The 24,688-nt window shown below is 64.6% G+C and carries 21 protein-coding genes; 16 read left to right on the forward strand and 5 right to left on the reverse strand.

What is annotated here, in order from left to right; genetic code table 11:
- Nucleotides 1–6: 6 nt before the first annotated feature.
- Nucleotides 7–525 (reverse strand): DUF2231 domain-containing protein, encoded by a 519-nt coding sequence (locus ACM43_RS22820; protein ID WP_157283799.1) that lies wholly within the window; start codon nucleotides 523–525, stop codon nucleotides 7–9.
- A 422-nt stretch (nucleotides 526–947) separates the two neighbouring features.
- Between ACM43_RS22820 and tolQ the strand changes: the two genes are divergently transcribed.
- The 14 genes from tolQ (at nucleotide 948) to ACM43_RS22890 (ending at nucleotide 17,271) form a co-directional block, all read left to right on the forward strand.
- Nucleotides 948–1,664: a protein TolQ gene (gene tolQ, locus ACM43_RS22825; protein ID WP_008546343.1), complete on the forward strand. Its 717-nt coding sequence runs from the start codon at nucleotides 948–950 to the stop codon at nucleotides 1,662–1,664.
- A 43-nt stretch (nucleotides 1,665–1,707) separates the two neighbouring features.
- On the forward strand, nucleotides 1,708–2,160 hold the full coding sequence (tolR, locus tag ACM43_RS22830; protein WP_036021864.1) for a protein TolR: 453 nt from the start codon (nucleotides 1,708–1,710) through the stop codon (nucleotides 2,158–2,160).
- Between the two features lie 4 nt (nucleotides 2,161–2,164).
- Complete coding sequence (locus ACM43_RS22835) at nucleotides 2,165–3,124, forward strand: protein TolA (RefSeq protein ID WP_128264182.1); 960 nt, start codon at nucleotides 2,165–2,167, stop codon at nucleotides 3,122–3,124.
- A 41-nt stretch (nucleotides 3,125–3,165) separates the two neighbouring features.
- Nucleotides 3,166–4,509: a Tol-Pal system beta propeller repeat protein TolB gene (tolB, locus tag ACM43_RS22840; protein WP_035998559.1), complete on the forward strand. Its 1,344-nt coding sequence runs from the start codon at nucleotides 3,166–3,168 to the stop codon at nucleotides 4,507–4,509.
- A 78-nt stretch (nucleotides 4,510–4,587) separates the two neighbouring features.
- A complete protein-coding gene (locus tag ACM43_RS22845; protein WP_193760487.1) occupies nucleotides 4,588–4,731 on the forward strand; it encodes a hypothetical protein in 144 nt (47 codons plus the stop codon).
- Nucleotides 4,732–4,767: 36 nt separating this feature from the next.
- The gene (locus tag ACM43_RS22850; protein ID WP_271542929.1) at nucleotides 4,768–7,089 is read left to right on the forward strand and encodes a putative bifunctional diguanylate cyclase/phosphodiesterase; all 2,322 of its coding nucleotides are present in this window, start codon (nucleotides 4,768–4,770) and stop codon (nucleotides 7,087–7,089) included.
- Nucleotides 7,090–7,256: 167 nt separating this feature from the next.
- A complete protein-coding gene (locus tag ACM43_RS22855) occupies nucleotides 7,257–8,018 on the forward strand; it encodes an N-acyl amino acid synthase FeeM domain-containing protein (RefSeq protein ID WP_035998571.1) in 762 nt (253 codons plus the stop codon).
- Between the two features lie 244 nt (nucleotides 8,019–8,262).
- Nucleotides 8,263–8,751: a peptidoglycan-associated lipoprotein Pal gene (gene pal, locus ACM43_RS22860; protein WP_157283802.1), complete on the forward strand. Its 489-nt coding sequence runs from the start codon at nucleotides 8,263–8,265 to the stop codon at nucleotides 8,749–8,751.
- Nucleotides 8,752–8,958: 207 nt separating this feature from the next.
- Nucleotides 8,959–10,056, forward strand: coding sequence for a tol-pal system protein YbgF (gene ybgF / locus ACM43_RS22865; RefSeq protein WP_271542934.1), 1,098 nt, complete (start codon nucleotides 8,959–8,961; stop codon nucleotides 10,054–10,056).
- A 64-nt stretch (nucleotides 10,057–10,120) separates the two neighbouring features.
- Nucleotides 10,121–11,176 (forward strand): tRNA lysidine(34) synthetase TilS, encoded by a 1,056-nt coding sequence (gene tilS / locus ACM43_RS22870; protein WP_271542935.1) that lies wholly within the window; start codon nucleotides 10,121–10,123, stop codon nucleotides 11,174–11,176.
- Nucleotides 11,177–11,452: 276 nt separating this feature from the next.
- On the forward strand, nucleotides 11,453–13,375 hold the full coding sequence (ftsH, locus tag ACM43_RS22875) for an ATP-dependent zinc metalloprotease FtsH (protein ID WP_035998585.1): 1,923 nt from the start codon (nucleotides 11,453–11,455) through the stop codon (nucleotides 13,373–13,375).
- Between the two features lie 253 nt (nucleotides 13,376–13,628).
- The gene (locus tag ACM43_RS22880) at nucleotides 13,629–14,468 is read left to right on the forward strand and encodes a universal stress protein (RefSeq protein ID WP_271542938.1); all 840 of its coding nucleotides are present in this window, start codon (nucleotides 13,629–13,631) and stop codon (nucleotides 14,466–14,468) included.
- A gap of 9 nt (nucleotides 14,469–14,477) precedes the next feature.
- Entirely contained in the window at nucleotides 14,478–15,710 is a 1,233-nt protein-coding gene (locus ACM43_RS22885) for an APC family permease (RefSeq protein ID WP_271542940.1), read from the forward strand.
- Between the two features lie 121 nt (nucleotides 15,711–15,831).
- On the forward strand, nucleotides 15,832–17,271 hold the full coding sequence (locus ACM43_RS22890) for a hypothetical protein (protein WP_271542942.1): 1,440 nt from the start codon (nucleotides 15,832–15,834) through the stop codon (nucleotides 17,269–17,271).
- Between the two features lie 64 nt (nucleotides 17,272–17,335).
- Here the strand turns inward: ACM43_RS22890 and ACM43_RS22895 are convergent, their stop codons facing one another.
- From ACM43_RS22895 to ACM43_RS22905, 3 genes are all read right to left on the reverse strand, one after another.
- Nucleotides 17,336–18,331, reverse strand: coding sequence for a glycosyltransferase family 2 protein (locus ACM43_RS22895; protein ID WP_271542944.1), 996 nt, complete (start codon nucleotides 18,329–18,331; stop codon nucleotides 17,336–17,338).
- 64 nt (nucleotides 18,332–18,395) lie between these two features.
- Nucleotides 18,396–19,892 carry a hypothetical protein gene (locus ACM43_RS22900; protein WP_271543095.1) on the reverse strand — a complete coding sequence of 499 codons (1,497 nt, stop codon included), beginning with the start codon at nucleotides 19,890–19,892 and terminating at the stop codon, nucleotides 18,396–18,398.
- Nucleotides 19,893–20,002: 110 nt separating this feature from the next.
- Nucleotides 20,003–21,493, reverse strand: a complete 1,491-nt coding sequence (locus ACM43_RS22905; protein WP_271542946.1) for a hypothetical protein — start codon at nucleotides 21,491–21,493, stop codon at nucleotides 20,003–20,005.
- Nucleotides 21,494–21,790: 297 nt separating this feature from the next.
- On the opposite strand from ACM43_RS22905, the gene ACM43_RS22910 reads away from it, so the two are divergent.
- Both ACM43_RS22910 and ACM43_RS22915 read left to right on the forward strand, forming a co-directional pair.
- Nucleotides 21,791–21,955: a Flp family type IVb pilin gene (locus ACM43_RS22910; RefSeq protein ID WP_035998610.1), complete on the forward strand. Its 165-nt coding sequence runs from the start codon at nucleotides 21,791–21,793 to the stop codon at nucleotides 21,953–21,955.
- Between the two features lie 168 nt (nucleotides 21,956–22,123).
- Entirely contained in the window at nucleotides 22,124–23,353 is a 1,230-nt protein-coding gene (locus ACM43_RS22915) for a glycosyltransferase family 87 protein (RefSeq protein ID WP_157283811.1), read from the forward strand.
- Between the two features lie 160 nt (nucleotides 23,354–23,513).
- On the opposite strand, the gene ACM43_RS22920 is transcribed toward ACM43_RS22915, so the two are convergent.
- Nucleotides 23,514–24,515, reverse strand: a complete 1,002-nt coding sequence (locus ACM43_RS22920; RefSeq protein ID WP_271542949.1) for an ABC transporter substrate-binding protein — start codon at nucleotides 24,513–24,515, stop codon at nucleotides 23,514–23,516.
- Nucleotides 24,516–24,688 lie beyond the last annotated feature (173 nt).

Below are 24,688 nucleotides of genomic sequence, written 5' to 3' on the forward strand. Positions count from 1 at the left end.
TGTCGCTCAGGCGGCGCGGCGGTGGCTTTCGCCGCCATGATGCGGGTTGACCGGCTCCGAGCTGGTCTGGCCCGGCGCGTCCAGCACCGCGACGTGGTGGCGGTAGACCATTTCCCAGCCCTTCCATCCCGTGAACAGGAGGATGCCGACCACGACCAGGGACAGCACGACGCCCCAGGGGTTGATCGCCGCCTCCGCGCCTTGGGCGTAGCGGAGATAGAAATTGACCAGGGCCAGCACCACCGCCGCGAGATTGCCGATCATGTGGTACCAGGCGTCGTTCAGGCGGCGGATGCGCGGCTCGCTGAAGAAGTCGGTAAAGCCGGCTGCGGCGGCAACCAGCGCCATGACGATGCCGGCGCCGATCAGCCACATCGCGGCGCGTGCCCAAAAACCGTCGCCGGTTCCGATGAAGGCGAGATCGGCGATGGGGGCGCCGACCAGGAACGCGACGGGGAACGGGATCAGCATGGGGTGGAGCGGGTGATCGCCGATCGCGGCGGTCGTCTTGGGGTTGATGGACATGGCAGGACCTCGCTGAGAGTGATTTTCCGGACAATTTTTGGCGCGAGAGCAGGTTCCTCCGGCCGGTGCGTCCGGAACACGGGATCCGGGGTCCATCCCCCTGCACGGACTGCCTTTCCTGCAACCAAATGCGCCGCCGGTAACCCCGCATTAACCATCGGCGGGCTCTGGTATGTGCGGACAGGCGTGCCCGGAGCCCGACGTCAAGGCCTGGGGTCGAGGCCCCTTAGTTTTGACATCTTGGCGGGGAATGCAGGCGGCCGGCTTTTGACGAGCCGTTGGACGAGCCCTGCACCCCAGAAAGACAAGGCTTTGAGCGGGCTTGCCCGCCGCGCGGGTCCAGCGCGGCTGTTGGGGAACACCGGCCGCGATTTGCTGGCCGAAGGACATTAGGTGACGATTGCCTTGAGAGGATACTGCTTATGAATCCGGCCGAATTGGCTCAGTCAGCCCTTCCGGTTGCTGCCTCCGCCGACGTGTCGCTGATCGCGCTGTTCTGGCAGGCTCACTGGATCGTGAAAGCGGTGATGCTGGGGCTTCTGGCCTGCTCGGTCTGGGTCTGGGCGATCGCCATCGACAAGATTTTTCTCTACGCGCGCACCCGCCGCTCGATGGACCGGTTCGAGCAGGCGTTCTGGTCCGGCGAGTCGATCGAGGAGCTCTATCGCACGCTGTCGGCCAAGCCGACGCATTCCATGGCGGCCTGCTTCGTGGCGGCGATGCGCGAGTGGAAGCGCTCGTTCGAGAGCCATGCCCGCTCGGTCGCAGGGCTTCAGATGCGCATCGACAAGGTGATGAACGTCTCGATTGCGCGCGAGGTCGAGCGGCTGGAACGGCGCCTTTTGGTGCTGGCGACCGTCGGCTCCGCCGGCCCCTTCGTCGGCCTGTTCGGCACGGTCTGGGGCATCATGTCGAGCTTCCAGTCGATCGCGGCCTCGAAAAATACCTCTCTGGCGGTGGTCGCCCCCGGTATCGCCGAGGCGCTGTTTGCGACCGCCGTCGGCCTTATCGCCGCCATTCCTGCCACTATTTTCTACAATAAGTTCACCTCCGAGGTGAACCGGCAGGCCCAGCGGCTCGAGGGCTTTGCTGATGAATTTTCAGCCATTCTGTCTCGTCAGATCGACGAGCGGGGCTGACGGACGGCATGTATAGTGTGAAGGGCAATCTGGGCACGCGATCATGGCCATGAACGTTGCGAGTTCGTCCGGCGGCGGCGGGCGCCGCGGCCGGCGCAAGCCGGTCGTGGCCGAGATCAACGTCACGCCGATGGTCGACGTCATGCTGGTGCTGCTCATCATCTTCATGGTGTCGGCACCGATGTTGACGGTCGGCGTCCCGCTCGACCTGCCCCAGACCAGTGCCAAGAGCCTCGAAAACAACGACCAGAAGCCGATCCAGATGTCGGTCGACATCAAGGGCAAGGTGTTCATCAACGACACCGAGATTGCGCTGAACGAGCTGATCCCGAAGCTGAAGGCGATCACCGATGCGCGCGGCGGCCTCGAGGAACGCATCTATCTGCGCGCCGACAAGAAGGCGGATTACGGCACCGTGGCCAAGGTGATGGGCCAGCTCTCGGGCGCCGGATTCAAGAAGCTGGCGCTCGTCACGGAAGCGGATCAGGGGTCTTGAGGCCGTGAAGGTGAACGTCGACAAGACACTCGTTGCGTCGATTGCCCTGCATGTCCTCGTGCTGGGATGGGGGCTCGTCACCTTCAGCAGCAAGGCCTACATCGCTACGCAGGAATCGCTTCCGATCGACATCATCTCCTCCGATCAGCTCGCCAAGATGATGGCGGGGCAGAAGACCGGCAAGAAGGAGGAGCCGAAGCCGAAGGTCGAGAAGATCGCGGAGCCCAAGCCCGAGGAAGACGCCGTCGGCAAGGTCACGGAGAAGAAAGAGCTGATCAAGACCAACTCCCAGCCGGAGCCGCCGCCGAAGCCGGTCGAGAAGCCGGTGGAGAAGAAGCCGGAGCCGCCGAAGCCCGTGGCGGAGGCCAAGCCGAAGGAAGAGCCGAAGCCGCAGGAAAAGAAGCCTGATCCGGCCAAGGAAGATCCGATCGCCGAGCTGCAGAAGAAGATGGAGACCAAGAAGCCGCCGCCCAAGCCCGTGGAGCAGAAGGTCGCGGCGGTGCAGCCGCAGCAGCAGCCCAAGCCCAAGGAGCGCACCTTCGACCCCGCGCAGATCCAGCGCGACCTCGACAAGCGCGCCGCGACACGGCACGAGCAGACCGGCGCGGCGCTGAATGCATCGGCGTCGCTGGGAGCAGCAACCGGGACGGCCGCCAACAATGTTGCGACCTGGCAGGGCGCGTTCATGTCGGCGGTCAGGCGCTGCTTCACGCCCACCTACAACGGGCAGGATGCCGACCAATACGAAGTCGACATCGATATTTTTATGAAGATCGATGGAACACTGGCATCCGAGCCGGTTGTCGTTGCAGCGCGTGGACCGTCCAGGTCGATCGCTCAGGCCGTGGCGGAGAGTGGCAAGCGTGCCATCGTCCAGTGTCAGGTCTATTCGTTCCTGCCGAAGCAGCAGTATGACACCTGGAAGACCATTCCGATGCGCTTCGGCCTGAAGGATATGTTGTGACATCCGAACAAAAGAATTTTGCGATGAATGACATTCGATCGATGAACCGCCGCCGCTTCATGACGCTGACCGGATCCGCGCTTGCGACGCTTGGGGCTGGACATGCGCTCGCCCAACCGCAAAAGCGGCTTGAAATCAATCCCACCGAATTCCAGCCGATCCCGATCGCGATCAGCAACTTCCTGCCCGGCTCGCCCTCCGACGGCGACGTCGGCAACGGCGTCACGCAGGTCATCACCAACAATCTGAAGCGCTCGGGCCTGTTCGCGCCGATCGATCAGGCCGCCTTCATCGAGCGCATCAACAACATGGATGTCGCGCCGCAATTCCAGAACTGGAAGACCATCAACGCGCAGGCGCTCGTTACCGGCCGCATGACGCGGCAGCCGGACGGGCGGCTCAAGGCCGAATTCCGTCTGTGGGACGTCATCTCCGGCCAGCAGCTCGCCGGCCAGCAATATTTCACCTCGCCGGAATATTGGCGCCGCATCGCCCACATCATCTCCGACCAGATCTACGAGCGCATGACCGGCGAGAAGGGCTATTTCGACAGCCGCGTCGTGTTCGTGGACGAGACCGGGCCGAAGGAGCGCCGCGTCAAGCGCCTCGCGATCATGGATCAGGACGGCGCCAATGTGCGCTATCTGACCCGCGGCTCCGATCTCGTGCTGACCCCGCGCTTCTCGCCGAACTCGCAAGAGATCACCTATATGGAGTTCGGCCAGGGCGATCCGAAGGTCTACCTCTACAACATCGAGACCGGCCAGCGCGAGATCGTCGGCAATTTCCCCGGCATGACCTTTGCGCCGCGCTTCTCGCCGGACGGCCAGCGCGTCATCATGAGCCTGCAGCAGGGCGGCAATTCCAACCTGTTCGTGATGGATCTGCGCTCGCGCTCGACCACGCGTCTCACCGACACGCCGGCGATCGACACCTCGCCGTCCTATTCGCCCGACGGCAGCCGCATCTGCTTCGAGTCCGATCGTGGCGGCAGGTCGCAGATCTACGTGATGAGTGCGGGCGGCGGACAGGCGCAGCGCATCTCCTTCTCCAAGGACGACACCAACGCCAGCTATTCGACGCCGGTGTGGTCGCCGAAGGGCGACTACATCGCCTTCACCCGGCAGGGCGGCGGGCAGTTCGCGATCGGCGTCATGAAGCCCGACGGCTCGGGCGAGCGGCTGCTCACCTCCGGCTTTCACAACGAAGGCCCGACCTTCTCGCCGAACGGCCGCGTGCTGATGTTCTTCCGCGATCCTGGCGGCAATGGCGGACCGTCGCTGTACTCGGTCGACATCTCCGGCCGCAACGAATTGAAAGTGCCGACGCCGGGTTTTGCCTCGGACCCGGCATGGTCGCCACTGTTGTCCTCGACCTCGGGCTGACAACGGCGCAGTTGAAACATCGCGCGTTCAGACGCGCGATGTTTTCGAAAAACCGCGCCGATTTTTTCCGAGTTTGCCGTGAACGGCAACACTTCCTTCACCTTGCGCCCGGCAAGGCTTGCCTACCTGCTTGATATTCCAGCAGAAATCATTTCGCTATTGCCGAAAAACAACCCGACTTTAACGATGTTCCCTCAGAAAAGCTTCATCTCGGCTGGGTAAGACTACGCGCTGAACAGGACGCGCGTACAAACCAAAATGCAGTTCGCAAGCCAGAGCGGAGAGCAGGGGCAGCCGCCGCCGGTCAATCCGGCGGCGCAGATCGATTCGCTCTTTGAAGCGCCCGGACCGCTGCTGGCCGGTCTCATCTTCGTGTCGATCGGTGCTGCGCTGACTGCGCTGAAGACAGGTGAGACCCTGATTTGGGCGTGCGTCGCGTTGCTCGTCTTGGCCGGAACGGTGCGGGCGATCGATTTGCGGCGCTATCAGGGACGCAAGTCGAGCGTGACCGCCGAGGCGGCCAAACGCTGGCAGGCGCGGTATCAGATCGGCGCGAAGATCCAAGCTGCAGCGATCGGCATCTGGTGCGGCACGACTCTGCTCGCCACCGACGACGCGGTCGCGCATATGATTGCCCTGTCGGTCACGACAGGCATCGCCGCAGGGGGAGCGGGAAGGGCGTACGGACGACCGTCGATCTTCCATCTGCAGGCGCTGCTCATTTTCGCCCCCGCGGTGTTGGCATTGGCGTGGCGCGGCACGCCCTACTACATCGCGATGGCCGTTGTGAGCGCGGCCTTCCTGCTGGCCATCATGCAGCTCTCGGTCAACTTGCACCGGATCTTCATGGGCGCCGTGGTGGCGCGCGAACGCGAAGCCGCACTTGCGGGCCAGTTCGATACCGCCCTCAACAACATGCCGCACGGTCTTTGCATGTTCCATCGCGATGGCCAGCTCGCGGTGATGAATCACCGCTTCGCGGCGATGATGAACCTGCCCGACCATCTGCCTCGGAGCGGCGCCAGTGCGCGCGACATCATCGCGGCGTGCGTGCAGGCAAGATCCATCTCGAGCGCGGACGGCGAGCATATCGTCGCCGGCATCGAAAGTTCGCGAGAGAAGGAGATCATCACCGCCGAGGCGAACCTGGAGCGAAATCGGTCGCTGTGCTGGACCGTTCAGCCGATGGCGGACGGAGGGGCGGTGCTGCTGCTCGAGGACATCACCGAGCGGCGCAACGCAGAGGCCAAGATCACCCATCTTGCGCGATACGACGACCTGACGGCGTTGCCGAACAGGGTCAACTTCCGCGACCAGATCGAGCACCTGCTGGCTGTCTCCCACGATGCGGCGCAGCTCTCTGCGCTGCTGTTCATCGACCTCGACCAGTTCAAGCAGGTCAACGACACGCTGGGCCATCCCTGCGGCGACCAGCTCCTGTGCGCCGTCGCCAACCGCCTGCGCGAGATGCTGCGCCCCGAGGATTTCGTCGCCCGGTTCGGCGGCGACGAGTTCGTCGTGTTCCAGCAGAACCTCACGGCGCCCGAGGACGCCGCGGCACTCGCCCGCCGCATCGTCGAGCGGTTGAGCGAGCGGTACCGCATCGACAATCATCTGGTCGAGATCGGCGCCAGCGTTGGCATCGCGCTGACCTCGCCGGAGGGCACCAGCGCCGACACGCTGCTCAAGAACGCCGATATGGCGCTGTACCGCGCCAAAGCCGACGGCCGCGGCACCTATTGTTTCTTCCGCGACGAGATGGCCGCGACCGTCGAGCAGCGCCGCATCCTCGAGCTCGACCTGCGCAAGGCGCTCGCCAACGAGGAATTCGAGCTGTTCTTCCAGCCGCTGGTCAATCTGAGGTCCGGCAAGATCACCACCTGCGAAGCGCTGCTGCGCTGGAATCATCCGGTGCGCGGCACGGTCTCCCCGGTCGACATCATCCCGGTCGCCGAGGACATGGGCCTGATCGTCGATCTCGGCCGCTGGATCCTGCGCCGCGCCTGCATGGAATGCATGAAGTGGCCGGAGGGTGTCAGCGTCGCCGTCAATTTCTCGCCGCAACAATTCCACCAGCGCGACGTCCTGAACGAAATCCGCTACGCGCTCGAAGTGTCGGGCCTGCCGGCGCATCGTCTTGAGATCGAGATCACCGAGTCCTCGCTGCTGCGCAACACCCAACTCACCCACGACATTCTGTCGCAATTGCATGCGCTCGGCGTGCGCATCTCGCTCGACGATTTCGGCACCGGCTATTCCAGCCTCAGCTACCTGCACAATTTCCCGATGCAGAAGGTGAAGATCGATCGCTCCTTCCTCGAAGGCATCGATTCCGACCGGCCGCTGACGCTGCTGCGCGGTGTCGCGCGGCTGTCCGCCGATCTCGGCATGGCCGTCGTGGTCGAAGGCATCGAGACCAATGAGCAGCTCGAGCTGATCAGCGCCGACGGCACCGTGACCGAAGGGCAGGGCTACCTGTTCAGCCGGCCCGTACCGGCGGTGCGGATCCGGCAATTGCTCAACGCCTCGCATGGTCGTCGCGTGCCCGACGACCAGCTCGCCCTCGTGTCGTCGCGATAGGCCCGATCCCTTCCCGACAGCTCCACTCCCGCACTCGGCTCCCATCTGCACCGTAGTCTTGCGGGCTCGCAAAGGTTAACCCTAACGATTCTATAGCTTTGCAATTCCGTTAAGGAACCATTAAGGTCTGGCTACTCGTGGAAGTTGCTTGGAGTCAGAGGTTGCAGATGAAGTCCGGAGCCGAACCGAACACGGCGCTCCTTCCACGAGGCGCCGCGTTGTTTGACCGCATCGATTATCGGCTCATCGAAACGCCCGAGGACAAGGACAACCTGTATCTGATGCGCTACCGCGCCTATCTGCAGGCCGGTCTGATCGAGCCATCACCTTCACTGCGCGTCAGCGATCGTTTCGACGAAACGCCCAACACCTGGAATTTCGGGGTCTACGTTGACGGAGAGCTTTGCAGCTCCGTCCGCATCCATCTGCTGACGTCGGAATGGCGGATGTCCTATACCACCGAGGTGTTCGGCGACATCCTGCATCCCCGCCTCGATCGCGGTGAGGTTTTTGTCGATCCGTGCCGGCTCGTTGCAGATCCCGACAAGCACCACCGCTTTCCCGAGCTGCCCTATTTGACCGTCCGCCTCGCCTTTGTCGCATGCGATCATTTCAACGCCGACACCGGCCTTGCCATGATCCGGACCGATCATCAGGCGTTCTACCGCCGCATCTTCCTGCACGAGACCATTTCGCCGGAGCCGCGGGGCTTTCCGGGCTGGCCCACCAAGAAGGCGGTCCTGATGGCGACAGACGTCCGGCGGCAGCGGGACAAGGTGCTGGCGCGCTTTCCGATCATGCGCTCCAGCGCGTTCGAGCGGCGCATGCTGTTTGAACGCAGCATCCCCCGCCAGGCCGCCACGCGGCCGATTCTGCTCACCACGCCGCGGACCCTGGACGTGGCCTCTCAAGCGCTCGGTTCGGTCTAGGCGGGCGCTCCCCGGTCATTTCGGCCCAAAATTCCAGCAAGTGCCGGCTCTTTTGCCGGCCGACGCGGCTTGCCTTCACCCTCGCGCCACATTTACAACCCATTAACCATGACGTTTGCTTTTCGCTGGTTGGGGGCATTTGACCGGCTGAGGCAAGGTTCCGTCAAGGTTGACGGAACGTTCGCTTAACCAACCCCCTGTAGACCGGACAGCAGTGGACTAACGTGAGCGTGGAGGCTCCGGAATGAGACATCCTATGCGTATCCTCCAGGGATTGAAGCTGGCCGCGGTGCTCGCCGTCGCGCTGTCGATGGGCGCCTGCGCCAACAAGAATGCCGCGACGGATGCGATGGCCAATGCGGCGACGCCCGGCAGCCAGCAGGACTTCGTCGTCAACGTCGGCGACCGCGTGTTCTTCGAAAGCGACCAGACCGATCTGACCCCGCAGGCGATCGTGACCCTGGAGAAGCAGGCGCAGTGGCTGCAAACCTATCCGCGCTACGCCTTCACCATCGAAGGTCATGCCGACGAGCGCGGCACCCGCGAATACAACATCGCGCTCGGCGCCCGCCGTGCCCAGTCGGTGCGTTCGTTCCTCGCCTCGCGCGGCATCGACCCGAACCGCATGCGCACGATCTCCTACGGCAAGGAACGGCCGGTCGCCGTCTGTAACGACATCTCCTGCTGGTCGCAGAACCGCCGCGCCGTCACGGTCCTGAACGCCAGCTCCTGACGATCAGTCAGGTCCCCGGCGATCAGTCAGGCCCCGTTCAGCTTTGCAATTGGATGATGCCGGCGCCCTCTCGGGCGCCGGTTTCGTTTCAGCATTCTGTGACTGAAAACCCCTTGGTATCAGTCACATTTTTGGCGTACTCCACTTCAATGTGTGGCGCGTCGAGGGTTCCGTCGCAGGCCATTTCGCTTTCGTCGTCAGGGCAAGATGTCATCCAGATTTAAGGCTTTTACCGGTACCGCGGCGACCGCCGCGCTGCTCTCCTTGTGCTCGCCCGCGCTTGCGCAATCGGTCTACGGGCAGTCGGATGATGCCGACCCGGAGATGCGGATCGAGCGGCTGGAGAACCGGCTGCGCCAGCTCACCGGCCAGAACGAGGAGCTGCAATATCGCAACCGCCAGCTCGAAGAGCGCCTGCGGGCGCTCGAGGGCGGCGCGCAAGGGGCGCCCGGGCAGGCACCCAACGTCGCGGCGATGCCGCCCGCGCAGATCGCACCGAGCCAGATTGCTCCGGGTCAGGTCGCGCCCGGCTATCGCCAGCCGCCGCAACAGCAAGCCGCGCAGCCGAGCCAGGCCGCGCCGCCGAGCTACGAGCAGCCGCAGATCGCCGCCCCCGCGCCGATCGTTCAGGAGCAGCCGGCGCCCGGTGCACCCGGCACGCGCCGCCGCGGCGATGCCTTCGACCCCAGCCAGAACCCGAATGCGCCCGGTGCGCCGCGCGCACTCGGCGGCGGACAGCAGCCGATGCCGGCGGTCACGCCTGGCGGCGGCCGCAATGCGGGCGAGCCGCTCGATCTCGCCAACACCAGCCCGCGCTACCAGCAAGGTGTGCCGCCGGCCGCGCAGCCCGGCTATCCGCCGGCACAATCGGGTTATCCCGCACCGGCCGGTGGCGCTGCTTTGGCCACCCTGCCGCCGTCGGCGACGCCCCGCGACGAGTTCGACCTCGGCATTGGCTACATGCAGCGCAAGGACTACGCGCTGGCCGAGCAGACCATGAAGAACTTCACGCAGAAATTTCCGAGCGACCCGCTGGTCGGCGACGCGCAATACTGGCTCGGCGAGAGCTATTTCCAGCGCCAGCAATATCGCGATTCCGCCGAAGCGTTCCTCGTCGTCACGACCAAATACGAGAAATCGGCCAAGGCGCCGGATGCGCTGCTGCGGCTCGGCCAGTCGCTCGCCGCGCTGAAGGAGAAGGAGGCCGCCTGCGCCGCCTTCGGCGAGATCGGCCGCAAATATCCCCGCGCCTCCGCCGGCGTCAAAGCCACCGTCGATCGCGAGCAGAAGCGGGTGAAGTGCTGATCCGCTGACAAAGCGGATGGCGTTGCGCTAAACATTCGATCCATCCGCGGATGATTGCAGCGTCATGTCAGACGACGACGATTCACCGATCTCGGCGCGCGAGGCGAGGCGGCTCTTCGCGGGCCTGAGAGATGCCCCCGCGCTGGTGCTCGCGGTCTCCGGCGGGCCCGACTCGGTTGCCCTGATGTGGCTCGCGGCGCGCTGGCAGCGCAGCCTCGCGCGAGGCCCGCAAATCACGGTCGTCACGATTGATCACGGCCTGCGCCCGGAGGCCGCCCGCGAGGCGCGCGAGGTCAAGCGGCTCGCCGCAGCGCTCGGATTGCCGCACCGGACCCTGCGCTGGCGCGGTGAAAAGCCGAAGACGGGGCTGCCTGCCGCTGCGCGCGAGGCCCGCTATCGCCTGCTCGCACAGGCCGCGCGTGCCGCCGGCGCGAGCCATGTCCTGACAGCCCACACCCGCGACGATCAGGCCGAGACCCTGTTGATGCGCCTGTTCCGCGGCAGCGGACTTGCCGGACTCTCCGCCATGGCTCCATTCACCGATCGCGACGGAATCGTGCTGGCGCGTCCGTTGCTCGACGTTCCGAAATCGCAGCTGATCGCGACCTTGCGGCGGGCGAGGATCGGCTTTGCCGAGGATCCCACTAACCGCGACACCGCCTTCACACGGCCGCGGCTGCGCGCGCTGCTGCCGCTCCTCGCGGCCGAGGGCGGCGATGCCAGAAATCTGGCCCGGCTCGCGGCAAGGCTGGCGCGGGCCAATGCGGCGGTCGAGGTGCTCGCCGACGGCGCCGAGCGCTTCCTCCGCCTGCGGGCTCGCGGCGATGCGCCGCAGGCGGGCGTCAGGAGCTTCGAGGCCTCGGCCTTTGCGGCCCTGCCGGAGGAGGTGCGGCTGCGGCTCCTGCTGCGGGCCATCGACGCGCTCGGCCATGAGGGGCCGGCGGAACTCGGCAAAGTCGAAACCCTGATGTCCGTCCTTGATCGGGCGATCGCCAGCCCCCGCGCGGCCGCAAATGGCCGGCCGGTCCTGAAGCAGACCCTCGCAGGAGCCTTGATCAGCCTTGCCGGCGGGCGTATCCAGATCGCGCCGGCGCCGGCCCGGCGGCGCAAGGGCAGATGAGCGCGACGAGAGCGGATCATGACACCGGTCAATTCGCGTCCGTGCCGTCAGGCCACCTTAACCAGGCAGGAAAAACCCGGGTTCGGACGCCATGATTTCAGCGGGAATCGCGCTAAGATGGGATAAATAGTCCCATCTCGTTCCCTTGGCAGCGACCGGGGCGGCACCTAAATTGTATCCGTCTAACGATGAGGATTCCTTGGGATTTCCTCGCATTGACCAAATCAACTGCCCAAGGATCACGGCCGCGATCCGCGCGACCACGAAGGAAGATCGATGAACGCCAATCTGCGCAATTTCGCCCTCTGGGTCATCATTGTCTTGCTGCTGTTGGCGTTGTTCACGCTCTTCCAGAATCCGGGTCAGCGGGCCTCCTCGCAGGACATCGCCTTCTCGCAGCTGCTGAGCGAAGTTGACCGCGGCAATGTGCGCGACGTCGTGATCCAGGGGCCGGACATCCACGGCACCTTTACCAACGGCTCCAGCTTCCAGACTTACGCGCCGAACGACCCGACGCTGGTGAAGCGCCTCTATGACAGCAAGGTGCAGATCACCGCGAAGCCGCCCGGCGACAACGTGCCGTGGTTCGTCTCGCTCTTAGTCTCCTGGCTGCCCTTCATCGCGCTGATCGGCGTCTGGATCTTCCTGTCGCGGCAGATGCAGGGCGGCGCCGGCAAGGCGATGGGCTTCGGCAAGTCGCGTGCGAAGATGCTGACGGAGGCCCATGGCCGCGTCACCTTCGAGGACGTCGCCGGCGTCGACGAGGCCAAGCAGGACCTGCAGGAGATCGTCGAGTTCCTGCGCGACCCCGGCAAATTCCAGCGCCTCGGCGGCCGCATTCCGCGCGGCGTGCTGCTGGTCGGCCCTCCCGGCACCGGTAAGACCCTGATCGCGCGCGCGGTCGCGGGCGAAGCCAACGTGCCGTTCTTCACCATCTCCGGTTCCGACTTCGTCGAGATGTTCGTCGGCGTCGGCGCGAGCCGCGTCCGCGACATGTTCGAGCAGGCCAAGAAGAATGCGCCCTGCATCATCTTCATCGACGAAATCGATGCCGTCGGTCGTCACCGTGGCGCCGGTCTCGGCGGCGGCAATGACGAGCGCGAGCAGACGCTGAACCAGCTGCTCGTCGAGATGGACGGCTTCGAGGCCAACGAGGGCGTGATCCTGATCGCCGCCACCAACCGTCCCGACGTGCTCGATCCCGCGCTGCTGCGTCCGGGCCGCTTCGACCGTCAGGTCGTGGTGCCGAACCCCGACGTCGTCGGCCGCGAGCAGATCCTGAAGGTGCATGTTCGTAAAGTTCCGCTGGCGCCCGATATCAATCTCAAGACCATCGCGCGCGGCACCCCGGGCTTCTCCGGCGCCGACCTGATGAACCTCGTCAACGAGGCCGCTTTGACCGCCGCCCGCCGCAACAAGCGGATGGTGACGCAGGCCGAGTTCGAGGAGGCCAAGGACAAGGTGATGATGGGCGCCGAGCGCAAGTCGCTCGTCATGACCGAGGAAGAGAAGCTGCTCACGGCCTATCACGAGGGCGGCCACGCCATCGTCGGCCTCAACGTGCCCGCGACCGATCCGATCCACAAGGCGACCATCATCCCGCGCGGCCGTGCGCTCGGCATGGTCATGCAGCTGCCCGAGCGCGACAAGCTGTCGATGTCGCTGGAGCAGATGACCTCGCGCCTCGCCATCATGATGGGCGGCCGCGTCGCCGAAGAGCTGATCTTCGGCCGCGAGAAGGTGACCTCGGGTGCGGCCTCCGACATCGAGCAGGCCACGCGCTTGGCCCGCATGATGGTGACGCGCTGGGGCCTGTCGGAAGAGCTCGGCACCGTCTCCTATGGCGAGAACCAGGACGAGGTCTTCCTCGGCATGTCGGTATCGCGCACGCAGAACGCCTCCGAAGCCACCGTCCAGAAGATCGATTCCGAGATCAAGCGCCTGGTCGAGGAAGGCTACAAGGAGGCGACCCGCATCCTCACCGAGAAGCGCGCCGATCTCGAGACGCTGGCCAAGGGCCTGCTCGAGTTCGAGACGCTAACCGGCGATGAGATCGTCGACCTGCTCAAGGGCAAGAAGCCAAACCGCGAGTCGGTGCTCGAGCCGACCACCCCGCGCGCCTCCGCCGTGCCCCCGGCCGGCAAGCCGCGCCCGCGTCCCGATCCGGATCCCGGCCTCGAGCCGCAGCCGCAGGCGTAATTCTAAGCGGCAGCTGAGAATCGAAAAACGCGGCGGTAACGCCGCGTTTTTTTATTGTCCGAGCGCGTCTTCGCGAGCTGGCATTGCGCTGGCCCCTCCCACAAGGCAGGCGCCGCCGAACCAGAGCGTTCTGTTCCGGCGCATCGTTCGAGCCTGGGCCGTTTTGCCACAGCCATCCGGCTGAATCGGTTGCGGTGGGTCAAGAAGGAGCATCTCGACGGCGTTAGGTTCCGCCTCGTCAAAGGAGGCACGCATGGCTTTCAAGGATGTTCTGTTGACCCTGGCGAGCTATCCGGAGCCGACGCCGGTTTCGGTGATCGACGATGCCGTCTCGGTGGCCGCCGCCCTGGGTGCGCACCTCGCAGCCATTTCCTGCGAGGTCCATGCGGAGGTGCGCGCAAGCCTGCTCGGGGATGTCATCCTGGACATCCCCGCGCTTGTTGCGCGCGAGGCCGCCAAGAGCCGCGGGAATGCGAAAGCCCTGCTTGCCGCATTCGAAGCCTCCGCCGACAAATCCGGCGTCCGGCATGAGACCATCTTCGAGCAATGTGCAACCGCCAGCGAGGCCGCGCTGCTGGTCGACTATGCAAGGCTTCGCGATCTCACGATCATGGCGGTGCCGGACTCCCATGATCTGGGATACGCCGAGGAGGTGATCTTCGAATCCGGCAGGCCGACGCTGATCCTCCCCACCGGCCCGCGGTCGCGTCCGTTGCGGCTCGATGCCATCTGCGTGGCTTGGGACTTCAGCCGCACCGCTGCGCGAGCGGTTTCCGACGCACTTCCTTTGCTCGAAATCGCAAGAAGTGTGCGCCTCGTGACTGTCACCAATGAAAAGCCCCTGGATTCCAGACATTCCGGCCGAGAACTGGCGAAGAACCTCGCTCGTCATGGCATCGAGATTGTGCGCGACGAGATCGATGCCGAGGGCAAGCCGATCGACGAGATCCTTGCATCTTACGTGCTATCCCACGGCATCGACGTCCTCGTGATGGGCGCATACGGAACGCCGAGGTGGCGGGAATTCGTGCTCGGCGGCGCGACCAGGGGCCTGCTGTCCAAGCCGCCGGTGCCGATCCTGTTTTCGCATTGACGGCTGGTGATGCAGGAGGTGGCGCCGCTCGGGTCTACGAAACTGGTCAGATCGCTGACGCTCACGCACGCGGTCCTCTACGGGCTCGGCGTGACGATCGGCGCCGGAATCTACGTCCTGGTGGGCGCGGCCGCCGCCCGGAGCGGAATGCATGCACCTCTGGCGTTCCTCGCTGCCGCGGTCGTGATGGGCGTGACGGCCGGGAGCTTTGCCGAACTGGGCACGCGACTGCCGGTCGCGGCGAGCGAGGCCGCCTATGTCCAGGCCGCGTTTCATCGAAAATGGCTCAGCGGTGCCACAGGGTTGCTCGTGGTGGCTGCAGCGACGATTTCGGGCGCGACCATCACCGTTGGGAGCGCCGGCTACATCAGCGTGTTCCTGCCGCTGCCGGCCAGCTGGATCATCGCCGGCGTCGTGCTCGCGATGGGAGCGATCGCCTGCCTGTCCGCGGTTCAGTCCATCAGCTTCGCCGGCTTGATGACGGTCGTGGAGATCGGAGGATTGGTCCTTATTGTCGGAGCCGGGCTGTTTGAGGGCGACGCCCTGGTCTCCCGGCTGCCCGAACTGTTGGCTCCCTTGAGCGATAAAGCAGCGTGGACCGGGATCGCACAGACGTCGCTGCTCGCCGTGTTTGCGTTCATCGGGTTCGAGCACCTCGTGAACATCTCCGAGGAAATGAAGAATCCGTCCCAAACGTTGCCTTGGGCGCTCTTCATCACCCTCGGCGTGACCGCGCTCCTCTACATGATCGTCGTCTGGGTTGCGGTGGTCGCGGTGCCCCCGGCCGAGCTCGCGCACGCCTCGGCTCCGCTTGCACTTGTCTTTCAGCGGTTGACCGGTCTTCCCCTCTCGGTCTTGAGCGTCATTGCGATCGTTGCGACGGTCAACGGGATCATCGTTCACATGCTGATGATCGGACGTGTGCTGTACGGGCTTGCGAACCAAGGCAGCCTTCCGGCCTTTCTGGCCCGGGTGAACGCCAGAAGCGGCGCGCCGGTGGTTGCAACCCTCTTCGGCGTGGGCGCCATCCTGATCCTCTCCCTTGGCGTTCCCTTGACCGGATTGGCCGAATGGACCTCACGCCTGACGCTCGGGATCTTCGTCCTGGTCAACCTGGCGCTTCTTCGCATCAAGACGAGAGAATCCAAGCCTCCCGCCGGCGTGTTCCTCGTGCCCATTTGGGTGCCGATCGCAGGACTGTTCACAAGCGCCGCATTGCTCCTGATCGATCTCGTGCGATAGCGCCCGCGTGGCGTTTCGGCGGAGGACCCGGGCGTTGCGATGGCGGTTCTCTCGCTTCCGCACGCGCGTTCGGTGAAACATTAAAGAACACCTTAACAATTAAGGCCTAGCTTGGCCCGCCATGACTGATCAGGTCGTCTCCAGCGCGGTTCAACCGTTTTCGGCGCGTGCAGTGCTCCCTTGGGCTGTGGGGCTCGCCGTCTACGCTGTGTTGCTGGCTGTCGGCCCGAAGCTGCTCGGAGATCCCGACAGCTATTCTCACGTCGAGCTCGGGCGCTGGATCATGGCGCATGGGACCCTGCCGACGAGCGATCCATTTTCGTTTTCGAAGCATGGCGCGCCCTGGATCACGTTCGAATGGCTGTCGGAAGTCATCTATGCCGGAGCCTACGTCCTGTCCGGCTGGTCCGGCGTCGTCGTCGTCGCGGCCGCGGCGATCGCACTCGCCTTTGGTCTGCTCACATACTTCCTGCTGCGCGAGCTGTCGCCGACCCAGACGCTGGTCATGGTGATCGCGGCCGTCATCCTGACGGCGCCGCACATGCTGGCGAGGCCACACGTGCTCGTGATGCCCATCATGGTGATCTGGGCGGCTGCCCTGGTGCGTTGCATGGATCATGGCAGGCCGCCACCATACTGGGCCCTGCCGCTGCTGGTCGTGTGGGGCAATCTGCACGGCAGCGGAGTGTTGGCGCTTGGCTTGATTGGACCCGTGGTGCTCGAGGCGCTGCTGCGCGAGGAGCGAAGCCAATGGCCACGCGTGCTGCTGCGCTGGGTGCCATTCACACTGCTTGCCGTCGCCGCATCCTGCCTGACGCCGCATGGGCCGGAACCGCTGCTGATGCCGATCACGACACTCGGCCTCGGTCCCGCGCTCGCCTGGATCGCGGAATGGCGGCCGCAGGATTTCAGCCGCATCGGCGGCTTCGAGCTGCTGTTGCTGGGGGGCATCTTCGCGCTCTCGCGCGGCGTCACGCTGCCGGTCGTGCGGACCCTGGTGGTGATCGGCTTGCTCCATTTCGCGCTGGCGCAGATGCGCAATGCGGATCTGTTGGCCATGCTGGCGCCGCTCTACCTCGCGGCCCCGCTGGCCCGGAGGTTCGGCGGGCCGAGCGGGAACGAGACCGACCGCTCCTCGCGCGGCTTGAACCTGGCGGCATTCGGCATCTTGGCCGCGATGAGTGGCTTGGCGCTGGCGCGCGACATCCGGCCGGTTCACCTCATCACCCCCGAGGCGGCGGTCGCCCGTGCCGACCTCGCCAAGGCGGGGCCGCTGCTCAACGATTATTCCTTCGGCGGCTATTTGGTCTTTGCCGGCATTCCCACCTTCATCGACGGCCGCGCGGAACTGTTCGGCGGACCGTTCATCGACCGCTACAATCGCGCCCTGGCGCTGATTGACCTCGGAGATTTTCTCAAGCTGCTCGACGACTACAAGATCCGCGCCACGCTGCTCGCACCGAATACGCCCGCCACAGCGATGCTTGACCGGCTGCCGCACTGGCAGCGCGTGTACAGCGACGATGTGGCGGTCGTCCACAAGCGCCGGGAGATGCAGTAAAGCCCGCTCGGCAGCGGCATCGAAGACCAGGTGTTGGCCTCACGTCCGAGATGATTGCGGCGGATCACTCGTTGATTGCGTGCTTGGCGGGTACGGTCGCCGCCTCGTTGCGATCGAAGCCGGCTCGCTTCTGGACCACGTACAGTGGACGGCGCTTTACTTCGGCATGGATGCGGCCGACGTAAAGGCCCACGATCCCCGTCATCAGCATGTTCATTCCACACAACAGCGAGAGGAGGACGATGGTCGAGGACCAGCCGGTCACGAGATGAGCGTCGTTGCTCAGCCACATCACGACGACCCAGCCGCCGTAGAGCAGAGCGAATGCCGAGACGGTCAATCCGCACCAGATCGCCAGGCGCAAGGGCAGATCGGAAAAGCCGAGCGCGGCGTTCACCGCGAGTCGGATCATCTTGAACAGGGGGTACTTGGTCTCGCCCGCGGCGCGCTCGAGACGATGGAAGGCGACCTCGGCTTGGCGGAAGCCGAGCCAGGCGATCATGCCGCGTACGAAGCGATCCTGCTCCGGCATCTGCCTGAGCGCGTCCAGCACCTTGCGATCGATCAGGCGGAAGTCGCCGACGTCGGCGGGGATGCCGACGGAGGACATCTTGCCGAGCAGCCGGTAGAACAGGTGTGCGGTCGCGCGCTTGAATGGGCTCTCTCCCTCGCGCGACAGGCGGCGGGCGTGGACGACGTCATTGCCTTCGTGCCATTTCGCGATCAATTGCTCGATCACTTCGGGCGGATCCTGCAAATCGGCGTCCATGACGATGATCGCGTCACCCTGCGCGGCGTCCATGCCGGCGGTGATGGCGACTTGATGGCCGAAATTCCGCGACAGGCCGATATAGCGAAAGCGGGCGTCGCGCACAGCGAGTGCCTGTAGCACGATCGAGCTGGAATCGCTGCTGCCGTCGTCGACGAAAATCGCCTCTGCCGGCCCGTCGAGCCGGGACAGCAGCAAGTCGAGCCGGCGTAACAATATCGGCAGTACGGCTTCCTCGTTGAACACGGGAATGACGAGGCTGTAGCGGATCGGTCCGGAATTGGCCGCCATGCGAAGGAGTCCAGCTGGGTTGCAGGGGCGGAAGTCTATGGGCAGGTGGTTAAGGTCGCCTTTCTCAGGACTTGCGGCGAATCCTGTAGAGGACGAACCGATCCGAGGTCTGCAATAGTTCCAGCAGATCCGGCAGCGGGTTTGCGGCCCGCGGTCCCAGCACATAGAGGTAGTCGAAATCCCGGTACCAGGTGCGGACAAAGCGCGGCGAGTCCGCCGGTGGGCGGCCCGCTGCTATCGCGGTGAGCAGGCCTGAGGACACCAATCCGCCATCCGGAGTGGCAAGATGGCGCACGGCCTCGACGGCCCGAACAGGCTGCTTGCCCGCCTCCGTGAAGAGATTGGGCACGAACGCGTTGGCATAGTGCACCGCCAGCGTTGGCGCATAATACATCGGATACGCGGTGAGATCGGCGAAGGGCGGGTCGCCCGCTTCGTCCGCATTGCTGACGAGGACGCGCGAGCCGCGTTCGACCTTGCGGAACGACTCGACAATGGCCGCGTAGTCAGCGCGGTAGGGCAGCCATACCGTGAAGACAACGGCGAGATTGATCAGCGTGATGCCGCTGATCGCAGCGAGTGCAGCCATCCGCCAAGCCCGGCTTGGCAGCGACAGCGAGCAGAACGCCGGCAGGATCAGCGCCGCAGCAGGAAACACGCGGAGGTCGGCGAAAGAGGTCCCGAACAGTCTCGAGGGAATGGCCACGTACAGGAGCGCAAGACCGAGCGCGATCCAGATCCCGGCGGGCTCGAGCCTGAGCACGCCGCGCCTTGCGGCGAACAGCAACGCGGTCATGAGGGTCAGCCCGGTCACCGCCGCGGCCGTCAGGTTGTAGCCGTTCATGATGCGGAGCGGCCAGACCGGCTTGAATGCGAGGAACCAATCGTTGCCTTGGCTTCCGATCGCGCCTGCCGTGACATGCATGATCGCAAGCAGCGCAAGCGCCGGTAGGGCCAGCGCGCCAAGCCGCGCGGCCGCGACGGGATACGCGACCCGCCCTTGGCGGATGCGCGACAGCTCGAAAAGGCCGAGCGTTGCGCCATAGATGCCGAGCGAAAAGAAATGCGCCACATAGAGCGCGGCGACGAAGATCAGATTGGCCATGAAGCGCAGCGGCCAGGGGCCTTCGGGCAGCATCAGATAGACGGCGATGCCCCAGAGCGCGAGGCCGAGCCCGAACTCGAAGTTCACGAAACCCCAGCTGAACGGCAGGCAATAGAGGAAAGCGAGCGCGGCGAAACCGGCGAGATGGATGCGTCCCTTCCTGACCCATTCGAGCAGAAGCGCACCGGTGACGATCAGGCATTGGCTCAGCAACAGAAACAGCCGCGTCGCGTTCTCGACGCTCATCAGCCGCGCCAGCTGCGGGACCAGCAGATCCATTCCGAGGTTGGGATAGAAGGCCCACCTCACCTCGTAATACGGATTTGCACCCGCGGTGCCGTTCTGGCTCAGAACAGACATGCGGGCGAGGTGATTGGGATAATCGACCATCGCCGGAATGGGCGTCAGCAGCACCGGAACAAGCGAGACCACAGCCAGCATCGCAAGCAGGATCATCGCCACGGCTCGGTCCGGGGCGGGACGCGCCGGATCTGTCAGGGTCGGCGTGCTGGAAGGAACCATCTGATGAAGTCGCTGAGGCCGAAGACGCGCGCTGGAGCGGGTCGTCACTTCGGAGGTGCCGCGGTCGCGCCGTCTGCGGTGTCGCGCACGTGGATCACGGCGATGTCGTCCGCATAGATCCGCTTCCAGCCCTTGAGCTGGTCGAGGATCTGCGGGCCCGGCGCATCCGCGCCCAGCAGTGTCGCATCGATCTTGTGCTCGTCGAGCAGGCGTGGCAGCAGCTCGGGCTTCTTGCCCTCGGTCGCCCTGAAGAAGTCCATGATGAATTTCTCGCCGTAGAGCTCGGCGCGGCCGTCGACGAACACGGGGATGTCGCGCGAGATCAGATAGCCGCCGAACTGGTAGGCGTTGAAGACGCGCTGCACCTTGCGCTGCTCGAGCAGGTCGACCGCCGCAACCGGCGTCTGCGTCATGGTGAAGGTGAAGCGGTGGTGCCCCAGATAGAGCGAGGTCGAGGTCCAGCTTGCCGCCACGATCATCAGCGCGCCGAGCGCCGTGACGTAGCGGCCCGGCCAGCTTTCGGCACCGGCGGCCGCGGGCTGTGGCTGCGGGAACATTTCGCCGAGCGGCTTTGCCAGCACCAGCGGCACCAGGAATGCAAATGCGTCGATGCTCCTGACATGGCTCAACGCGCTCCAGGTCAGGAACAGGATCAGGAAGATCCGGGGTGCCGACAGCACCAGGCCGCGATAATAACCGAATGCGATCAGGGCGAGCAGGGCGCCTTCGAACGGGGTGAACGTGGCGAAGTTCGCCGGCATCCATTCGACGATCAGCGTCAGCAACTCGCCGAGGCTGAGAATGTTGGTCGCGCCCTGCAGCGTTCGCCAGCCGTACGGCGTGCAGCAGCTCGCGATCAGCGCCCCGATTCCGAACAGCACCCAGCGCATGAACAGGGCGAGCCGCCGTCCCTTCTCGGCATGCTCGACCGCTTCGAGCGAGATCGGGCCGATCAGCGCGAGCCCGAGCACGAAGCCTCCGTGCAGGTTCGCCCACAGCGCCATCAGCGGCAGCCAGGTCCAGGACGGCGCGCTCCTGCGGCTCGCAGCCGCCATCAGCAAGCCGACCCACGCCACCATCACCGGCAGCGCGAGAATATGCGGGCGCGCCAGCACGTGGTGAATCGACAGCAGCAGCGCCAGCATCGCAAACAGCACCGCGCGCGGGGCTCCGATGTGCGCCTCGAGCAGATGGACGAAGATCGCGACGGTGAGCGCGACGGCGGCCGCGGTAAGGATGACAGGACCTGCCCAGCCCCATTGTGCATGCGAGAAGGCGAACGCGACCTGCGACAGCCAGGACGTCGAGATCCACGGCGCGCCCGTCCGCGTGAAGGAATAGAAGTCGATCATGGGCATGGCGCGGTGATCGAGGATCCATTGCCCGATCTTGATCTGCCAGAACGAGTCGGAATCCTGAAGCAGCGTGTCGCCGAGAAAAAGGAAGAACAGATAGGCGCCGGCGCCGACGCACAACGGCACCAGGGCACGCGCGCGACCCTGCACCGCGATGCTGTTGGCGAAGGAAAGGGACATGCCGTCTCGTCGTCCTGGTTGTTCTTGCCGGCCCGAGCGGGCGGCATTGGACCACGCCGGTCATAACTTCGGGTAAACCGGCCGCGCTAGGCCGGCGTCAGATGCGTACAATTTAACGGATTGTTTCGAACTTGGATTTACCATGGGCCGATACACGCAATCCGCTCGGTGTTTACGCAGCCAAATTAACTGCGGTGCAATTCTTTGCCTCTACGTTCCGTTGCCATGGTCGGGCGGCGCTGGGAAGCCGAAGAGACCAGATCAGTTGTAGCCTCGTGTACTCATTTGGAGCACTCTATGAAGAACCTCGTTGCGCGTTTCATGAAGGATGAATCCGGCGCCACCGCCATTGAATACGGCCTGATCGCTGCCGGCATCGCGCTGGCGATCATCACCGTCGTCAACAACCTCGGCACCACGCTGAACACGAAGTTCAGCTCGATCTCGACCAGCCTCAAGTAAGGCCGGACGACCAGCGGAATAGCGAAGGGCCCCGTCATCGACGGGGCTCTTTTGCGTTGCCCGGGAATTCGGCGCGGGGCGTTCGACGATCAGGCTTAAGCCTCCTTCAAGTCACTCGGGTGTATGGCTTGGGCGCATCCGCCTCACATCATCGCGCAAGGAAGCCGCATGGCCGAAGCCTCCTCCGTCCCGTCTGCCGTCGGCCGTCACGGTGCGGTCCCCGCGATCCTCGTCAACATCTCCTTCGTGCTGGCGATCGTCACGCTGGCGTATTTTCCGACGGCCTATCTCGCCCATCTCTGGATCTTTGACGCCGACGGGCGCGGCATTCCCACCGATTTCGTCAACGTCTGGGCGGCCGGAAGACTGGCGCTCGAGGGGCATCCCGCGCAGGCCTGGGATTGGGACATTCAGAAGCAGGTCGAGCTTGCGCTGCTCAAGCAGGATTTCGTCGGCCATTTCGCCTGGCACTATCCGCCGCCCTTCCTGTTCGTCGCGTCCTTCCTCGCGCAGTTTCCCTATACGGTGGCTTTCATCGGCTGGGCCGCGTTCAGCATGGTGCCCTATCTCGCCGTGATGCGCGCGATCATCGGGCGCAATGCGGGCCTTGTGATTGCGGTTGGATTTCCGGCCGCCTTCCTCAACATCCTGGTCGGGCAGAACGGTTTCCTCACGGCCTCGCTGATCGGCGGCATGCTGTATCTGCTGCCGACGCGGCCGGTGCTGGCCGGCATCTGTCTCGGCCTTCTCAGCTACAAGCCGCAATACGGATTGTTGTTTCCGCTTGTCCTGCTCGCCGCCGCCGAATGGACCGTGCTGTTCACCGCCGCAATCGTCACCGTTGCCATCGCTGCGACGTCCTGGCTCGCCTTCGGCACCGAGAGCTGGCAGGCGTTCTTCCACTGGATTCCGATGTTCTCCCAGGCCTTCCTGACCGAAGGCCGGGCGCCCTGGTTCAAGATGCAGAGCATCTTCGCGCTGGTGCGCTATGTCGGCGGCACCGAGCAGCTCGCATGGATCTTCCAGTGGGTGTTGACCGCTTCTGTGGCCGTGGCGCTGGTCGTGGTGTGGCGGAGCCGGCTGCCCTACGCCCTTAAGGCGGCGATGCTGGCGACCGCGACGCTGCTCACGACGCCCTATCTCTTCATGTACGATCTGGTCGTGCTGGGCATCGCGGTGGCGTTCCTCATCCGCGCCGGGCTCGACGAAGGTTTCGCACGCCACGAGGTGATGGCGCTTGCGCTCGTCTTCGCGCTGCTGGCGAGCTTCCTGTTTCTCGGGCAACCGGTCGGCTTCCCGGCGATCCTGATTGTTTTCTGGCTGGTCCTCGGCCGCTGCGCAGCCTGGCGGAGGGCCGAGGCCGCATCGGCGCAGCTCGCTCTCACGCGAACGAGCTGAGAAGCGCGATCATGCTCTGATCGGGCTCCGGGTGAGACGCTGGGGCGTGTACTCGTTGACGCTCGCCGTCAGCGCGCCGGTGTTTGCTGCACTCTCGATGGCGCCGGACAAGTTGACATTTCTCAACGGCCGCGATGGTCGATGAATGGACATGGCGGAATTATTCGATCACCTCGTCGGCGCGGGCAAGCAACGCCGGGGGCAGGGTCAGGGCGAATGCTTTTGCCGTTTTCAGATTGATTAGGAATTCAAATCTGGTCGCCTGATAAATCGGAATGTCACCCGGTTTGGCACCTTTCAGGACCTTGTGCACGTCGTCGGCCAACCGCCGGAACAGCTCCGAGAGATTGAGAGCATAACCCATCAGCACGCCGGCTTCGACGTAATCGCGGTACGGACATATCGTCGGCAGGCGTTTTTTCACGGCGAGCTCGGCGATAAGTTGGCGGTTGGCGTAAAGATCGCCCTCTCCGCTCACAAGCACGGCGTCCGGCCGTTGCTCCGCTATCGCATCGAAGACGCGCTCAATCTCCGAGGGTTTCCCCTCCTGTGGGAAGACAAAGGTCAGTGAGATTCCCAGGCGGGTGGCGGCATTCTGCAAGACCTGGCCCACAGACCCATCCCAACCGCCGCGCATCCCGAGGAATACGGCCTTCTGCATCGAAGGAATCGCTTCTTTCAAGAACTCCAGCCGCTTGCCCCAGATCTCGATGCCGGCATCAAGCGTGATGCCGGTGAGGTTGCCGCCGGGCTGCTGAAGGTTGGTCACCAGTCCCGCCTGCAGCGGATCCAGCATGAAAGCAACGATCGGTATCGTATCGGTTGCCGCCTTGAACATGGTTACGACGGGATTCGTTCCGGTGACGATGACATCCGGCTTGCGGCTCACGATTTCACGGATCACTTCGGCATAACGATCATGACGCCCCTCGGCCCAGTAGCGCTCGATGATCAGATTTTGTCCTTCCAAATAACCCAAACGGCGCAACTCGCCGAAAAAGGCGCGCCATGGGCTGCCTCCGCCCGTTTCAGTCAGGAGCGCCGGCGGGATTGCCGGATGGAACATCGCCAGCAGCGGCGGTCTGGCCGCTTGCTGCGCGTGCGCCGCCAGCGGCCACACCGCCGCGGCGCCTAGCAGAGTAATGAGCTCGCGTCGCCTCACAGCATTGCCTCCGCGCGCTGACCGAAACAATAGCACACCTCGGCAACGTGGGAGAGCGCTGCGCTGCGGAATTCCGGCCCGGCTCGGGACTGGGTTGGGTTATTCTCGACGGTTGGGCCTGGACACCGTTGCGCCCGGTCTACCCCTCACAGGCGACGTCGAGGCGGCAGACG

The sequence above is a fragment of the Bradyrhizobium sp. CCBAU 45321 genome (assembly GCF_028128975.1).
In the GTDB taxonomy this organism is placed as follows: domain Bacteria; phylum Pseudomonadota; class Alphaproteobacteria; order Rhizobiales; family Xanthobacteraceae; genus Bradyrhizobium; species Bradyrhizobium yuanmingense.

Excerpts from the sequence above, each read along its gene's own strand:
- tolQ (WP_008546343.1), top strand. The coding sequence starts at position 948 with ATGAATCCGGCCGAATTGGCTCAGTCAGCCCTTCCGGTTGCTGCCTCC.
- ACM43_RS22915 (WP_157283811.1), top strand. The coding sequence starts at position 22,124 with ATGGCCGAAGCCTCCTCCGTCCCGTCTGCCGTCGGCCGTCACGGTGCG.
- ybgF (WP_271542934.1), top strand. The coding sequence starts at position 8,959 with ATGTCATCCAGATTTAAGGCTTTTACCGGTACCGCGGCGACCGCCGCG.
- ACM43_RS22890 (WP_271542942.1), top strand. The coding sequence starts at position 15,832 with ATGACTGATCAGGTCGTCTCCAGCGCGGTTCAACCGTTTTCGGCGCGT.
- ACM43_RS22900 (WP_271543095.1), bottom strand. The coding sequence starts at position 19,892 with ATGATCCTGCTTGCGATGCTGGCTGTGGTCTCGCTTGTTCCGGTGCTG.
- ftsH (WP_035998585.1), top strand. The coding sequence starts at position 11,453 with ATGAACGCCAATCTGCGCAATTTCGCCCTCTGGGTCATCATTGTCTTG.
- ACM43_RS22910 (WP_035998610.1), top strand. The coding sequence starts at position 21,791 with ATGAAGAACCTCGTTGCGCGTTTCATGAAGGATGAATCCGGCGCCACC.
- ACM43_RS22880 (WP_271542938.1), top strand. The coding sequence starts at position 13,629 with ATGGCTTTCAAGGATGTTCTGTTGACCCTGGCGAGCTATCCGGAGCCG.
- ACM43_RS22895 (WP_271542944.1), bottom strand. The coding sequence starts at position 18,331 with ATGGCGGCCAATTCCGGACCGATCCGCTACAGCCTCGTCATTCCCGTG.
- ACM43_RS22850 (WP_271542929.1), top strand. The coding sequence starts at position 4,768 with ATGCAGTTCGCAAGCCAGAGCGGAGAGCAGGGGCAGCCGCCGCCGGTC.
- tolR (WP_036021864.1), top strand. The coding sequence starts at position 1,708 with ATGGCCATGAACGTTGCGAGTTCGTCCGGCGGCGGCGGGCGCCGCGGC.
- ACM43_RS22820 (WP_157283799.1), bottom strand. The coding sequence starts at position 525 with ATGTCCATCAACCCCAAGACGACCGCCGCGATCGGCGATCACCCGCTC.
- ACM43_RS22885 (WP_271542940.1), top strand. The coding sequence starts at position 14,478 with ATGCAGGAGGTGGCGCCGCTCGGGTCTACGAAACTGGTCAGATCGCTG.
- ACM43_RS22855 (WP_035998571.1), top strand. The coding sequence starts at position 7,257 with ATGAAGTCCGGAGCCGAACCGAACACGGCGCTCCTTCCACGAGGCGCC.
- pal (WP_157283802.1), top strand. The coding sequence starts at position 8,263 with ATGAGACATCCTATGCGTATCCTCCAGGGATTGAAGCTGGCCGCGGTG.
- tolB (WP_035998559.1), top strand. The coding sequence starts at position 3,166 with ATGAACCGCCGCCGCTTCATGACGCTGACCGGATCCGCGCTTGCGACG.
- ACM43_RS22905 (WP_271542946.1), bottom strand. The coding sequence starts at position 21,493 with ATGTCCCTTTCCTTCGCCAACAGCATCGCGGTGCAGGGTCGCGCGCGT.
- tilS (WP_271542935.1), top strand. The coding sequence starts at position 10,121 with ATGTCAGACGACGACGATTCACCGATCTCGGCGCGCGAGGCGAGGCGG.